Annotated in this window: 14 protein-coding genes and 1 tRNA gene; 8 read left to right on the top strand and 7 right to left on the bottom strand. The window is 67.0% G+C overall.

Annotated features, from left to right (window positions below; translation table 11 throughout):
- Positions 1 to 102 precede the first annotated feature (102 nt).
- Positions 103 to 534, top strand: coding sequence for an SRPBCC family protein (locus AC57BR_RS16020; protein WP_496362257.1), 432 nt, complete (start codon positions 103 to 105; stop codon positions 532 to 534).
- 23 nt (positions 535 to 557) lie between these two features.
- Here the strand turns inward: AC57BR_RS16020 and AC57BR_RS16015 are convergent, their stop codons facing one another.
- Both AC57BR_RS16015 and AC57BR_RS16010 read right to left on the bottom strand, forming a co-directional pair.
- On the bottom strand, positions 558 to 1,040 hold the full coding sequence (locus tag AC57BR_RS16015; protein ID WP_496362255.1) for a LapA family protein: 483 nt from the start codon (positions 1,038 to 1,040) through the stop codon (positions 558 to 560).
- A gap of 203 nt (positions 1,041 to 1,243) precedes the next feature.
- Positions 1,244 to 1,316 (bottom strand) — tRNA-Arg (locus tag AC57BR_RS16010).
- A 208-nt stretch (positions 1,317 to 1,524) separates the two neighbouring features.
- Here AC57BR_RS16010 and AC57BR_RS16005 point away from each other — a divergent pair.
- The 3 genes from AC57BR_RS16005 to ettA are packed head-to-tail and all read left to right on the top strand — an operon-like array spanning position 1,525 to position 4,432.
- Entirely contained in the window at positions 1,525 to 2,097 is a 573-nt protein-coding gene (locus AC57BR_RS16005; protein WP_496362253.1) for a single-stranded DNA-binding protein, read from the top strand.
- Between the two features lie 60 nt (positions 2,098 to 2,157).
- A complete protein-coding gene (locus AC57BR_RS16000; RefSeq protein ID WP_496362332.1) occupies positions 2,158 to 2,706 on the top strand; it encodes a DUF6993 domain-containing protein in 549 nt (182 codons plus the stop codon).
- A gap of 43 nt (positions 2,707 to 2,749) precedes the next feature.
- Positions 2,750 to 4,432: an energy-dependent translational throttle protein EttA gene (gene ettA, locus AC57BR_RS15995; RefSeq protein ID WP_496362251.1), complete on the top strand. Its 1,683-nt coding sequence runs from the start codon at positions 2,750 to 2,752 to the stop codon at positions 4,430 to 4,432.
- A gap of 89 nt (positions 4,433 to 4,521) precedes the next feature.
- Here the strand turns inward: ettA and AC57BR_RS15990 are convergent, their stop codons facing one another.
- The gene (locus tag AC57BR_RS15990; protein WP_496362249.1) at positions 4,522 to 5,493 is read right to left on the bottom strand and encodes an acyl-CoA thioesterase; all 972 of its coding nucleotides are present in this window, start codon (positions 5,491 to 5,493) and stop codon (positions 4,522 to 4,524) included.
- A gap of 63 nt (positions 5,494 to 5,556) precedes the next feature.
- Here AC57BR_RS15990 and AC57BR_RS15985 point away from each other — a divergent pair, with 63 nt between their 5' ends.
- Complete coding sequence (locus AC57BR_RS15985) at positions 5,557 to 6,234, top strand: DUF8185 domain-containing protein (RefSeq protein WP_496362247.1); 678 nt, start codon at positions 5,557 to 5,559, stop codon at positions 6,232 to 6,234.
- Here AC57BR_RS15985 and AC57BR_RS15980 read toward each other — a convergent pair.
- From AC57BR_RS15980 to pepN, 4 genes are all read right to left on the bottom strand, one after another.
- The gene (locus AC57BR_RS15980) at positions 6,231 to 6,704 is read right to left on the bottom strand and encodes a globin (RefSeq protein ID WP_496362245.1); all 474 of its coding nucleotides are present in this window, start codon (positions 6,702 to 6,704) and stop codon (positions 6,231 to 6,233) included. The genes AC57BR_RS15985 and AC57BR_RS15980 overlap by 4 nt on opposite strands.
- A 2-nt stretch (positions 6,705 to 6,706) precedes the next feature.
- Positions 6,707 to 7,366 (bottom strand): mechanosensitive ion channel family protein, encoded by a 660-nt coding sequence (locus AC57BR_RS15975; RefSeq protein WP_496362243.1) that lies wholly within the window; start codon positions 7,364 to 7,366, stop codon positions 6,707 to 6,709.
- A gap of 106 nt (positions 7,367 to 7,472) precedes the next feature.
- Positions 7,473 to 7,952, bottom strand: coding sequence for an OsmC family protein (locus AC57BR_RS15970; protein WP_496362241.1), 480 nt, complete (start codon positions 7,950 to 7,952; stop codon positions 7,473 to 7,475).
- A gap of 9 nt (positions 7,953 to 7,961) precedes the next feature.
- Positions 7,962 to 10,514: an aminopeptidase N gene (pepN, locus tag AC57BR_RS15965; RefSeq protein WP_496362239.1), complete on the bottom strand. Its 2,553-nt coding sequence runs from the start codon at positions 10,512 to 10,514 to the stop codon at positions 7,962 to 7,964.
- A gap of 207 nt (positions 10,515 to 10,721) precedes the next feature.
- On the opposite strand from pepN, the gene AC57BR_RS15960 reads away from it, so the two are divergent.
- The 3 genes from AC57BR_RS15960 to AC57BR_RS15950 all read left to right on the top strand — a co-directional run bounded on the left by AC57BR_RS15960 (position 10,722) and on the right by AC57BR_RS15950 (position 13,285).
- Positions 10,722 to 11,753 (top strand): hypothetical protein, encoded by a 1,032-nt coding sequence (locus tag AC57BR_RS15960; RefSeq protein WP_496362237.1) that lies wholly within the window; start codon positions 10,722 to 10,724, stop codon positions 11,751 to 11,753.
- A 123-nt stretch (positions 11,754 to 11,876) separates the two neighbouring features.
- Positions 11,877 to 12,371, top strand: a complete 495-nt coding sequence (locus AC57BR_RS15955; RefSeq protein WP_496362235.1) for a ribose-5-phosphate isomerase — start codon at positions 11,877 to 11,879, stop codon at positions 12,369 to 12,371.
- Complete coding sequence (locus tag AC57BR_RS15950) at positions 12,371 to 13,285, top strand: Fpg/Nei family DNA glycosylase (RefSeq protein ID WP_496362233.1); 915 nt, start codon at positions 12,371 to 12,373, stop codon at positions 13,283 to 13,285. The genes AC57BR_RS15955 and AC57BR_RS15950 overlap by 1 nt, the downstream gene beginning before the upstream one ends.
- The last annotated feature ends 144 nt before the right edge of the window (positions 13,286 to 13,429 follow it).

Below are 13,429 nucleotides of genomic sequence, written 5' to 3'. Positions count from 1 at the left end.
AGACGGGACCTCTGTTCTGCCTGGCCCTCGGCCACGGTGCCCCTTGCTCTGCCCTTACCTCCGGGGCCGTCCGCGGGTAGGGTGACGCCAGGAGGGGAAACCATGGACAAACAATTCAGGGACGCCGAGGCGGACATTGTTGTCGCCGCACAGCCGGAGCGGGTTTGGAAGGCACTGACGGATCCGGCCGACGTCAAGGAATACTTTCTCGGCACGCACGTCACATCCACCTGGCGGGAAGGTGAGCCTGTGACGTTCGAGGGGGAATGGCAGGGCAAGTCCTACCTGGACAAGGGGACTGTGCTGGAAGCCCGCCCCAATGAACTTCTGCGCATCACCCACTACAGCCCCTTGTCGGGACTTCCCGACGCGCCGGAAAACTACCACACCGTGGAATATGGACTGGAGCGCGTGGCGGAGGGAACCCGGGTCAGCATCACCCAGGGCAACAACAAGAGTGATGGCGAAGCCGCGGAGTCGGAAAAGCTTTGGGGCATGGTGCTTGGCAACCTCAAGGAGTACCTGGAGGACTGACTGCGTCGCTGGGGCTTGCGGCTCTACCGCCTTCGGCCGGTCTGCACCCTGCGCCGGTGCGCAGCAGCGCGCAGCTGGATGATCCGGGCTGCGCCGGCCATCGCGACGAGGACACCTCCGCCCACCGCCGCGATGAAGAGGGACATCCCGAGCGACACTGCTCCCGCCAGGCCGAAGAACTTCACCTGGACGAGTTCCTGGTTCTGCAGGATAAAGACGATCAGCAGCACCAGTACCACCAACGCCGAGGCCACTGCCGCCCAGATCATCCCGGCGCGCGTCACGCGCCGTTCGGGCTCTGCCACGCCGGGCTGCGGTGAAGAGGCTCCGTCGTAACCCGGAATCGCGGCCGTGCCCGGGTGACGGCCTGCCGCGCCGGTACCTGCGGCCTCTCCTGCCGGTGCTGGTTCAGGGGGCACTGCCGGGCCCGGCTTACCTGCGGCGGGGCTCGAGGGCCGGGGCGTCTCCGGATGGGCGGGGCTTTCGCCCGACTGGCTGTGCTGCATGCGGGTGTTCCTTCCTCGACTGGTGGTCCAGGTTGGCCGGCCTGTGCACATCGCCGGCGCCCAGTTCGATCATAGGCACAGTCTGCCCGTATTACTAAGCATGCTTTGCAATTATCGATGGGCAAAGAAAAACACCCCGGTCCGAAGACCGGGGTGTCCATGAGGACCCGACCCATCCCTAGGATGTCCGACTCATCACAATGCGCCCCAGGAGGGAATCGAACCCCCGACCGGCGGATTAGAAGGCCGCTGCTCTATCCCCTGAGCTACTGGGGCAATGGCTGGCCGGCACATTGCTGGCGCCTAAAAAGTCTACATTGACTTGCGCGCCACCAGTGTCAGGGACCCGCTGTTTCATCTTTGCGTTCCCGGTGTCCCGCCCCGGTTTTCCACATACGGAACATCGGCTCTCGCTGTCCATCTGCTGCCGGTTGATGCTTGGAATGCCTGCAAGGGGCACGACAATTCGAGACAGGACACCAAGATGACCGACACCATTACTGTCCGCGGCTTCGTTGCCACGGAGATCCGCAGTTCAACCACCCCCGGGGGCGTTCCCACCGCCTCATTCCGTATTGGTTCCACCGAGCGGCGGTACGACCGCACCGCCAACGCCTGGGTGGACGGCAACATCAACTGGTTCACCGTCCAGGGATACCGCCAGTTGGCCGGGAACATGGGCTGCAGCATCAAAAAGGGCCAGCGCATCGTCGTCGTAGGCAAGCTGAAACTGCGCAGCTGGGAGAAGGACGGGCGCATCCACCACGAAGCCGAGATCGACGCGGACGCTGTGGGCCACGACCTCAAGTACGGCACCGCCAACTTCCTCCGCAATTCCGGCAACCCGCAGGCCGCTGACTCCTTTGGTCCCGCGGGCGGCGGCGGCAGCGCTTCCGGGTCCTCGGCTGCGGGCGAGGAAGGAACCGACGAGGACCGGGAGGAAGATGATGACGACTCCGATGAAGACCCGGCCGCAGCCGGCGTCTTCGTGGACGGTGCCGGTGATGAGTTGCAGCTCGATTCGGAAACGGGCGAACTCACCGGAGCGGCTGCCTGAACGCCGGCGGCGTGCGGCACCGCACCCCCTTGCGGTGCCGCATGGCAGAATGGCAGCGTGATGCGAGCGACGACACTTCAGCGGAACAAAGCACTCCGCGGCAAGGCCACTGGTGCCCGGGGAAATGCCAAGGGTGTTGCCGGCCCGCTCGTATTGGCGGCTGTATTGCTCTCGGCGCTCGCCGCCTGCGCGGCACCAGGGGATCAGGCCGCCGGGGAAAAAGTGGCCACGCAGTCCGCCACGGCGGCATCGGACTCGGCGCCGGCAAAACCGTCGGCATCTGCGGCGGCCACAACAGGGCCCGCTGCTGCAGGGACCACGGCCAAGCTGCAGCAGACCATGACTGACGTCCTGGGAAGTGTTGTGGCAGCCAACCCCAAGCCGGCCACTGCGGACATCACGGCGGCGCTCACGGCGGCTGGCGTTCCGGCGCGGAGCCTGGAGGTCTCGGCGGGGCGCACGCCCACCGGACTCGAGGTGGATTCCATGGAAGCGGCGGCGGTCCAGGCCAAGGAATGTGTGATCGGCCAGATCCGCGATGGAAAGGTGACCGTGGCGGTGCTGCCGGCGCTGTCGAACGGGAAGTGCTTCGTAGGCGCCCCGGCCTGACGCGAATGTGAGATATGCCCGCCAACCCACTAGATTTGGAACCATGGCGGAATTTATCTACACAATGACCAAGGCCCGAAAGGCTGTTGGCGAAAAACTTATTCTCGACGACGTAAGCATGTCCTTCTTCCCGGGCGCCAAGATCGGTGTTGTTGGCCCCAACGGTGCCGGTAAGTCCACCATCCTGAAAATCATGGCCGGCCTGGACACCCCCTCGAACGGCGAAGCCCGGCTGAGCCCCGGCTACACCGTGGGCATCCTGCTGCAGGAGCCGCCGCTGAACGAGGAGAAGACCGTCCTGGGCAACGTCCAGGAAGGCGTGGGCGAGATCTACGGCAAGATCCAGCGCTTCAACGCAATCTCCGAGGAGATGGCCAGCCCGGACGCAGACTACGACTCACTCCTCGAGGAGATGGGCCACCTGCAGGAAGCGATCGACTCCGCCGACGCCTGGGACCTGGACTCCCAGCTCGAGCAGGCCATGGACGCCCTCCGCTGCCCGCCGGCCGACGCGGATGTCACCCTGCTCTCCGGCGGTGAGCGCCGCCGCGTGGCGCTCTGCAAGCTGCTCCTGCAGAAGCCGGACCTCCTGCTCCTCGACGAGCCCACCAACCACCTCGACGCCGAGAGCGTGCTCTGGCTGGAACAGCACCTCTCCTCCTACGAGGGCGCCGTTCTCGCCGTCACCCACGACCGGTACTTCCTGGACCACGTCGCGGAATGGATCGCAGAGGTCGACCGCGGCCACCTGTACCCGTACGAGGGCAACTACTCCACCTACCTGGAGAAGAAGCGCGCCCGCCTGGAAATCCAGGGCAAGAAGGACGCCAAGCAGGCCAAGCGGCTCTCCGAGGAACTCGAGTGGGTCCGCTCCAACGCCAAGGGCCGGCAGACCAAGTCCAAGGCACGTCTGGCCCGCTACGAGGAAATGGCAGCCGAGGCTGACCGCACCCGGAAGCTGGACTTCGAAGAGATCCAGATCCCGCCGGGACCGCGCCTTGGCGGAGTGGTGCTGGAAGCGAAGAACCTGCAGAAGGGCTTCGACGACCGCACCCTGATCGACGGACTGTCCTTCTCCCTGCCACGCAACGGAATCGTCGGCGTCATCGGCCCGAACGGTGTGGGCAAGTCCACCCTGTTCAAGACCATCGTGGGCCTTGAGCCCCTCGACGGCGGCGAGCTGAAGATCGGCGACTCGGTCAAGATCTCCTACGCCGACCAGAGCCGCGGTGGCATCGACCCCAACAAGACCCTCTGGGAGGTCGTGTCCGACGGCCTGGACTTCATCCAGGTGGGCAACGTGGAGATGCCGTCCCGCGCCTACGTTGCGGCGTTCGGGTTCAAGGGACCGGACCAGCAGAAGAAGGCAGGCGTGCTCTCCGGCGGTGAGCGCAACCGCCTGAACCTGGCACTGACCCTCAAGCAGGGCGGAAACCTGCTCCTGCTCGACGAACCGACCAACGACCTCGACGTCGAAACCCTGAGCAGCCTGGAAAACGCGCTGCTGGAGTTCCCGGGCTGCGCCGTCGTGGTCTCCCACGACCGCTGGTTCCTGGACCGGGTGGCCACCCACATCCTCGCCTACGAAGGTGACGAGGAGAACCCGTCGAAGTGGTACTGGTTTGAGGGCAACTTCGAATCCTACGAGGAGAACAAGGTGCAGCGCCTCGGCCCCGACGCTGCCAAGCCGCACCGCGTCACGCACCGCCGCCTGACCCGCGATTAATGACGCGCTGACCACGAAAAAGGCCGGCCCCGGTTTGATCTGGTTGAACAGATCAAACTCGGGGCCGGCCTTTTCGCATGCGGAGTCCGTCAGGCCTTGCGCATCTGATGCTGCAGGATCTTCGTCTGGACCGCACCGGCCACCTTGCTCTTGATATCGGTCGGCACCCGGACCATGCCCTCCTGCGCCACGGATGCCACGTGCGTGCCCTCGCGGTTGAAGATCTTGCCGGTCGCAAGGCCCCGCGCTCCCTGGGCGCTGGGGGATTCCTGCACGTACAGGAGCCACTCGTCAACGCGGACGGGGCGGTGCCACCACATGGCGTGGTCAAGGCTCGCCACGCTCATGCCCGGCGTGATCCAGCTCAGCCCGTGCTTGCGCAGAATCGACTCGAGCAGCGTGTAGTCGCTGGCGTAGGCCAGCGCGGCCCGGTGCGTGTTGGCGTTGTCCGGCATGGGGCTGAAGGTCTTCATCCACACGGCGTTGCGTGCCTCCTTCTTCCCGGTGGCCGCTACATACAGGGCGGGATCCACATGCCGGATGTCGAAGGGCCGTTCGTATGCCCAGTGCCGGGCGACCGGGTGGTCGAACTTGCCCAGCAGGTCAGCCGTGCTGGGCAGCGTCTCCGGATCGGGGATGCCGGCAGGCATCTCGGACTGGTGCTCAATGCCGTCGTCGCCGGCCTGGAATGAGGCGATCATGGACAGAATCGGCGTGCCGTCCTGGTAGGCGTGCACGCGCCGCGCCGAGAACGAGCGGCCGTCCCGCAGACGCTGGACCCCGAAGGTGATGGGCTTATTCGCGTCGCCGGGCCGGAGGAAGTAGCCGTGCATGGAATGGACAGTGCGGTCCTCGTCCACCGTGCGCATTCCGGCGATCAGGGACTGGGCCAGGACCTGGCCGCCGAAGACGCGCTGGTGCGGCTGGCGCTGCGAGGGACCCATGAAAATGTCCTCGTCGGTGCGGGCGCCTTCCAGCTCGCCGAGGTCAAGCAGTTCCAGGAGGGAGTTCGTGGGGTCATTCGTGGGCAAGGCCTGCAATCCGGCGTCCGCTTCAGTCATGCTTTGACTCTAGACGGCGCCCCGGCACCGCTCAACCGGACCCCAGCCGGTAGTGTTCTTAACGTGTCTGATCTCCTTACCCAGTCCTTCCGCTTCGCCGACCCCCGCGACCTCGCCGATCTGAAGACCTTCGCCACCCGTGCCAAGGCCATCGATGACGGCGCCATCCGCCTGCAGGCGGCCGGCACGGTACTGGCAGCCTACGTCTGCGTGCTCCGCCCACGGATCCTGGGGGAGTCGACCCCCACAATTCTCGGCCTGCGCACCATGGGGCTGGCAGAGCCGTCCTCCGTTGACGTCACGGTTCCGCTCGCTGCCGTCCTGGACCGGCTGGCCCGGGCAGGGGAGAACGACGCCGATCTTCCGGTCCCGCCGTCGACCGTCACCGAATCATGGGCCGGCGTGGGTGCGCCGCGCAGCGGCTGGGAACTGGTGGACTCCGTGCCAGGCGCCGAGCTGCGGCAGGTTGCCGAGGCCGGCATCGCCGAGGTGGCAGGCATCGTCCCCGACAAGCCCGGAGCCATGATCGTGAACAATGCCCGGGCCGCCGTCTGGGGACGCGGGCTGGAGGGGCGGCACGGCGTGCCGGCCGGAGCGGCGTTCGCCGCCCTCGCCCTGGGATTCCTGGGCGGGGACGAACTGGCCGGGGACGAACAGAAGCTTTACCGTTCCGGTCGCTGGTTCCGGCTCAGCGGCAGCCGCGGCCACGTGCTGGCGCGGACGGGCGCCGGCCTGCTCTAGCCCTGGGCGTCGGAGGGGCTGTTCACCATGGAGAGTGCGGCGCGTTCCATGTAGTCCCACAGCGTGCCCTCATGCAGCGGCGGCAGGTCCAGGGAATCGACCGCCGTCCGCATGTGGTGCAGCCACCGGTCCTTGGCCTCCGGCGTCACCCGGAACGGCATGTGGCGCATCCGCAGCCGGGGATGGCCGCGTTCCTCGCCGTAGGTGGTGGGGCCGCCCCAGTACTGCTCCAGGAACATCAGGAACCGCCGCTTGGCCGGGCCCAGATCCTCTTCCGGATACATGGGACGCAGCAACGGATCGGTGGCAACGCCGTCGTAAAAGACGTCAATGAGCTTCACGAACGTCTCATGGCCGCCGACGGCGTCGTAGAAGTTGTCCGTGTAGCCCGGCTGGCTGAAGGGGTCGTTGCGCATCAGCGGCTTGCGGACGCCCGGCTCCGGCGGGGTGGGAAGGGATGGAACGGTCATGGCTACTCTCCGGCCTTCTGCTGGGGTGCGTGCTCGGCATCGGCCGAATCGTCCGGCTCGGCGGGCGGGACGTAGTTTCCCTGGGAACGGTTGCCTACCCGGAGGATCTCACCGTTGCGGAGGTACCAGATGGCGCCGTTCTCGTCGCGGACGCGCGTGATCCTCAGCCCGATCGACTCCACGATGCCCACCACCTCGCTGGTTTCAATGGTGTCGCCGATGCCGTACTGGTCTTCGATGGTGATGAAGATGCCGGCGAGGAAGTCCCTGATCAGCTGCTGCGCGCCAAAGCCGATGGCGATACCGAGGATTCCCACGCTGGTCAGCAGCGGCGCCACATCGACGTCGAGATTCTTCAGCATGTAGATGCTGGTGATGACCGCGATGACCACCCCGATGCCGCTCTTCAGCAGCGAGCCAATTGTTTGGGCCCGCTGCACGCGCCGTTCATGGTCCAGGGCGCGCAACGCCGGCGCCACCCAGCGGAAGTGCGGTTTCTTGAACAGTGTCGTGCCGTTCGCCACACGCCGGGTGATCCTGGCGATCAGGAAACTCGCGATCAGCCACAGGACGATGCCTGCGCCCAGGCTGATGGCCACGCCGGCCAAGTCAAGTCCGGTGGGCTCCAGTGAGGCCGAGGGCGTTGTGAACATGCTGTACATCTGCAGGAAGGCTCCTTGCTGCTGTCCGGCGGCGGCCGGTCTCCTCGTGTACCGGGGGACCGGCCGCTCCTTGGTTGCTTTTAAGCCTAGCGGGGTCTGCGGCTGGCTAAGGACTTCCGGCTGTGGTAACGGGAGCGTGCAGGACGGGGAAATTTACGCTACGGGCAATGAAACACACCTGGTTGGCCTCATGGTGCATCTGTTCGGCCAGCGCAATGTGCTCCGGGTCCGCAACCGTCACCTGCGGGCGGAGCGTCACGGTTTCGAACTGGCCGCTGCCGTCGCGGTTCAGCCGCATCATGCCGGTGGCGTTGTCCTCATATGACAGGACCACCACGCCATGCCTCACCGCAACGTGCAGGAAGGAGAGCATGTGGCACTGCGCCAGCGCCGTCAGCAGCAGTTGCTCAGGGTTGTACCGGGAGCGGTCGCCGTGGAAGGTTGGGTCGGCCGAGCCCTGCAGGACCGGCAGCCCCGGAATCTCGACGTCGTGGTCCCTGGAGTAATCCCGGTACGACGACGTGCCGCTTCCCAGGTTGCCGGTCCAGCGGACCGTCAGCGAATAGTGGTGCTCGTCGAGTGCCACGGATCCTGCCTAGACGTCCGCGGCGCGGGCCCGGAGCGCCCGGGCCACGCCGTCGCGGTTTTCCAGCATCATCCGCCGCAGCGCGGCGCTCTCGTCCGGCAGGGACGCCAGGAATGCGTCGGTCCGGTCCACGGTGGCCTGGGTTGTCAGCTGCGCCGGGTACAGTCCGAGAACGATCTGCTGCGCCAGGGCAAATGTCCGTTCGGCGACGATCCCGGGCACGGCCTCGAAGTACTTCTCCGCGTATGGCTCGAGCAGCGCTGTGTCCAGGACGCGGGTGAAGCCGGCCACGGCCGAAGCCTGGATCGCGTTGGAGAGATCGCCCTTGACCACGATCGACTCCCACGCCTCCGCCTTCGCCTCCGGGGTGGGGATGGCAGCCTTCGCCAGGGCGGCCGCGTTCTGGCCGCTGGAAGTATTGTCCCGCTCCAGCTCTGCGTCGATGTCCGCCTGGTCCAGCCGGCCGCCGGCCACGAGGGCGGCCACCAGCTCCCAGCGGAGGTCCTGGTCCACGGTCAGCCCGGCGAGGGTGACCGAGCCGTCCAGGAGCCCGGCGATTTGGTCCAGCTGCTGCCCGCTGCGGGCCAGGAGTGCGAACGACTTGACGAACTGCAGCTGGGCGTCCGAGCCGCCCGGCGCATCCGTTGCCAGTTCCCATAGCCGGTCGACGGCGGCAACGGTGGTTGCTTCACGGTGCTCCTCGGCCACGTAGAAGGTGAGTGTGGTGGCCAGCTGGCGCAGCTGCACCAGGATCACGGAGGAATCAGACTCGGACGCGATGTTGGCCAGGATCAGGTCGACGTATCCGCGGGCGGGGCTTTCCCCGTCCCGCGCGGCGTCCCAGGCCGAGCCCCACACCAGGGTCCGCGGCAGGCTCTCCCGGAAGTCCTTCAGGTGCGCCGTGGCCGTGGCGAGGGACTGCTCGTCCAGGCGCACCTTGGCGTAGGCGAGGTCATCGTCGTTGAGCAGGATCAGGTCCGGCCGCTTGAGCCCGGCCAGTTCCGGCACCTCGGTGCGTTCGCCGTCGACGTCCAGCTCCTCACGGTGCACGCGCTCCAGCGTGCCCTCGTCGGTGAGGTCATAGAACCCCACTGCCAGGCGGTGCGGGCGGATGGTGGGCTGCTCGGCAACCGCGGACTGCAGGATGGCAAAGGACGTGATGGTGCCGTCCGCATCCACTGCCAGCTCCGGCTTGAGCGAGTTCACGCCGGCCGTTTCCAGCCACAGGCGGCCCCACTGGTCCAAGTCGCGTCCGCTGGCCTTTTCCAGCTCGACCATCAGGTCGCCGAGCTCGGTGTTCCGCCAGGAATGCTTGGCGAAGTATTCGCGCATGCCGGCCATGAACTTGTCCGGCCCCACCCAGGCCACAAGCTGACGCAGTACGGAGGCGCCCTTGGCGTAGGTGATGCCGTCGAAGTTCACCTCGACGTCATGCAGGTTGTTGATTTCGGCGAAGATCGGGTGCGTCGTGGGGAGCTGGTCCTGGCGGTACGCCCATGACTTTTCCACCGAGGCAAACGTGGTCCAGGCGCTCTGGAACTTGGTGTTCTCCACCGCTGCCAGGTGCGACATGTATTCGGCGAAGGACTCGTTGAGCCAGAGGTCGTTCCACCAGCGCATGGTCACCAGGTCGCCGAACCACATGTGGGCCAGTTCGTGCAGCACGGTAATGGCGCGGCGTTCCACCTGCGCCTCCGGGACCTTCCCGCGGAACACATAGCCCTCGAGGATGGTGACCGCGCCGGCGTTTTCCATGGCGCCGGAGTTGAACTCCGGCACAAAAAGCTGGTCGTACTTCTCAAACGGGTACGGGCAGCCGAATTCGGCCTCGAAGAATTCGAATCCCTGCCGGGTGAGCTCAAAGATATTGTCGGCGTCCAGGTACTGCATGAGGGACTTGCGGGCGAAGACGCCCAGCGGCACAACGCGGCCATCCGTACTGGTGACGTCGCTGCGCACCGACTGGTACGGTCCCGCGACCAGAGCGGTGACGTAGGAGGACAGGCGCGGCGTGGGCGGAAAGTCCCAAACCGAGCGCGCGCCGCCGTCGTTCCCCGGGGCAGCCGCCACCGGCTCCGGCGTCGGGGAATTGGAGATGACATCCCAGTGCGAGGGCGCGGTGACGCGGAACCGGAAGGTGGCCTTGAGATCGGGCTGTTCAAAGACGGCGAACATCCGGCGCGAGTCCGGCACCTCGAACTGCGTGTACAGGTACACCTCGCCGTCCACCGGGTCCACGAAGCGGTGCAGGCCTTCGCCGGTGTTCATGTAGGGAGCATCCGCCACCACGGTCAGCTCGTTGTCCGCAGCAAGGTCCGGCAGCTTGATCCGGACGCCGTCGGACACCTCAACGGGGTCCAGTTCGCGGCCGTTCAGCGTCACGCTGTGGACGGCGTCCGTCACGGCGTCGATGAACGTCGACGATCCGGGCGTTGCCGTGAACTTGACGGTGGTGGTGGAACCGAAGACTGTCTCGCCCCTGGCCAGGTCGAGGCTGACATCGTAGGAGTCGACGGCGATCAGGGCGGCGCGCTCGCGTGCTTCGGCGCGGGTCAGGTTCATGCCTGGCAAGGTTGTGCCTCCAGAGGTTGTGGTGGCCGGACAGGCCCGGCCCGCGGCTGTCGCGCACGGTGTTCACGAGCGCTGATGCATCACTGTGAAGCCATTGTTTCATTTCGTCGCCGCTTGGCAAGTTACCTGGCTCACTTCACTGGTTCACTGCCTGCGGGAGTCCTCTCCAGCCGGCCCGCGCAGGGGTAGCGTTAAGGCATGGGAAAGATCCTCGATGCTGTGGACACCAAGGCGCTGCGGTTCGCGATCGGCTTCCCAGTGTTGCTTGCTGCCGGGTTCGCGGTCTGTGCCGTGCTGTTGCGGCCGGACCTGCCGGAGCCGCTGGCGGTCATGTGGAATAACGACGGCGGTACCGCCTTCGCGCCGTTCCCCGCCTTTGTGGGCGGCGGGGCCGCCCTGATTGTCCTCGTCGGCTGGCTGGTGCTGCTGCAGGCTGTGCCGCTCTCGCGGCCGACGGTCATGCGTCGGATCATGATGGGCGCAGGGCTGACGGTGAGCCTCTTTGTCACCGCCGTGCTGGCGGCCGCCCTGGTAGGCCAGGCCGGGGTGGCGGACGCCCGGGAATCCAGCGTGGATGTGATTGTCCTGGCCTCGGGCAGCGGTGCCGCGCTGTCCCTGGGGGTCATCATCGGGTTCGTCTTCAAGGCGGACCACCAATGGACCCCGGAGGATGACCGCGCCCTGCAGCAGGCGCTGGAGCACGAGCTCGACCCGGATCTTGCCGGGGATTCCGTACGGTTCTGGGTGCATGCACGCAGCTCCGTCTTCGTCATGATCGCCATCGCCAGCCTGTTTCCCGCGTCGCTGATTGCCATCGCCGTGCCGTGGCTGGGGGCCATGCTTGTGGCGGCTGCCCTGGTTGGTGCCGCGTTCCTGTTCGCCAGGGTCACCGCGGACCGCAGCGGACTTCGCGTTTTCCTCGCCGGCATCCTGCGCGTCATCGATGTCCCCGCGACCGCCATCTCTGCAGCCCATCCTGCGGACGTCCGCGCCGCCGACTACGGCGGCTGGGGCTACCGGAACCACGACGGAACCGCAGCGGTGCTCGTCAGCAGCGGCCCCGCCGTCGTCGTCCGCAAGACCGACGGCCACCGGCTCGCCGTAAGTGGCGGAAATCCCGACTCCGCCGCCCTTCTGGCGGAGGTCCTGACCCGCGTTGCGGCAAGGGCACGCCGCGACACCCGCCCGCCGGACACCCGCCCGCCAGCCCAGGGCGACGCGGAAGCGTAACCGCCGCGTAACTGGGCGGGCGGCAACTCGCCGGCGCAGGCACACCGAGTACTCTTGGATCTGTTGATTTGACCTGTACCAGCCCGGCTGCCCCCCGGTGCTCATGACTGAACGGAAGCTACCGTGACCACAAACCCTGCATTTCCGCGGGTCCACATCGCCACCGACCACGCCGGCATGGAGCTGAGCGCCCACCTGGTCAAGCACCTGACGGCGAACGGCTACGACGTGGTGGATCACGGCCCCCAGGAATACGACGCCCTGGACGACTACCCGTCGTTCTGCATCAACGCGGCGCTCGCAGTGGTGGCGGACCAGGAAGCAGGCGTCCACGCCCTGGGCATCGTGCTGGGCGGATCCGGAAACGGTGAGCAGATCGCCGCCAACAAGGTCAAGGGTGTCCGTGCCGCCCTGGCCTGGAACCACGCCACCGCCACACTGGCCCGCGAGCACAACGATGCCAACGTCGTGGCCGTCGGCGGGCGCCAGCACAGCGTCGAGGAGGCCACGTCCCTGATCGAGGCCTTCCTGCGGGAGCCCTTCAGCAACGACGAGCGGCACGTCCGCCGCATCGGCAAGATCGCCACCTACGAAACCACCGGCGAGATCGTCGAATAGTGCCGGAAGGCCACTCCATACACCGGCTGGCCCGCCAGTTCGGTGACGTGTTTGCCGGCGGGCGGCTGGCTGTCAGCAGCCCCCAGGGCCGCTTTGCCGCCGGCGCCGCCCTGCTGGACGGGCACACGATGATGCACGCGTCGGCCCACGGCAAGCACCTGTTCCTGCACTTCGAGCACGGGCTGGTGCTGCACGTCCATCTGGGCCTTTACGGTGCCTGGGATTTCGGTGGCGACAGCCAGTTCCGCGGTGCATCCAGCATTGGCGCGCCCCGAAGGGTGGGGGAGCGGGAAGTGTCCGACGGCGGTACTGGTCCCACAAACGGTACTGCTCCGGCCGAGTATGCCGGACCGCCGGCGCCGGTGGGAGCCGTGCGGGTGCGGCTGGTCAGTGACCATGGCTGGGCCGACCTGCGGGGCGCCACCACCTGCGCGGCCATCACCGAGGCCGAGACGGGAGCGGTGCTGGACAGGCTGGGCCCCGACCCTCTCCACAACACCGGCGGCAGCCGGGACGACTTCGTGCGGCGCATCCTGGCGAAGCGGACGCCGCTCGCCACGCTGCTGATGGACCAGAAGGTGATTGCCGGCGTCGGGAACGTCTACCGGGCCGAAGTGCTGTTCCGGGGCCGGCTCGACCCCCTGCTTCCCGGCCGCGCGCTCACGGCGGACGCCGCCGGCCTCCTCTGGGACGACACCGCCGCCGTGATGGCCGACGGCGTCAGGGACGGGCGGATCATCACGACCACCGCCGGCTTCTGGACCCGGAGTGACCAGCTTCCGCCGGGGGAGGAGGCGCATTTTGTCTACCGCCGCCATGGCCAGCCCTGCCTCGTCTGCGGCACGGCGGTTGCCCTGGCCGAACACGCCGCCCGCAAACTGTACTGGTGCCCGTCCTGCCAGCAGCCCGCCTGAGCTGACCGGCTGCGGGCGGGAGGTGACGGACGATGACTGACGGGCCCGTACGGGAGTATTCGTGGGCACGGGTCTGTGCCAGGCGCCTGGAGCGCCAGTGGCTTGCGGCTCCTTCGCAAACCGGAACCCCGGCCGACATCGTGC

The organism is Arthrobacter sp. BGA-UO-ETr-C19, from assembly GCF_059568005.1.
This window is presented reverse-complemented; position numbering and strand designations above follow the sequence as displayed.

Coding starts and splice junctions, on each gene's coding strand:
- AC57BR_RS16015 (WP_496362255.1), bottom strand. CDS start 1,040: ATGCAGCACAGCCAGTCGGGCGAAAGCCCCGCCCATCCGGAGACGCCC.
- AC57BR_RS15975 (WP_496362243.1), bottom strand. CDS start 7,366: ATGTACAGCATGTTCACAACGCCCTCGGCCTCACTGGAGCCCACCGGA.
- pepN (WP_496362239.1), bottom strand. CDS start 10,514: ATGAACCTGACCCGCGCCGAAGCACGCGAGCGCGCCGCCCTGATCGCC.
- ettA (WP_496362251.1), top strand. CDS start 2,750: ATGGCGGAATTTATCTACACAATGACCAAGGCCCGAAAGGCTGTTGGC.
- AC57BR_RS15980 (WP_496362245.1), bottom strand. CDS start 6,704: ATGACCGTTCCATCCCTTCCCACCCCGCCGGAGCCGGGCGTCCGCAAG.
- AC57BR_RS15990 (WP_496362249.1), bottom strand. CDS start 5,493: ATGACTGAAGCGGACGCCGGATTGCAGGCCTTGCCCACGAATGACCCC.
- AC57BR_RS16000 (WP_496362332.1), top strand. CDS start 2,158: ATGCGAGCGACGACACTTCAGCGGAACAAAGCACTCCGCGGCAAGGCC.
- AC57BR_RS16020 (WP_496362257.1), top strand. CDS start 103: ATGGACAAACAATTCAGGGACGCCGAGGCGGACATTGTTGTCGCCGCA.
- AC57BR_RS15960 (WP_496362237.1), top strand. CDS start 10,722: ATGGGAAAGATCCTCGATGCTGTGGACACCAAGGCGCTGCGGTTCGCG.
- AC57BR_RS16005 (WP_496362253.1), top strand. CDS start 1,525: ATGACCGACACCATTACTGTCCGCGGCTTCGTTGCCACGGAGATCCGC.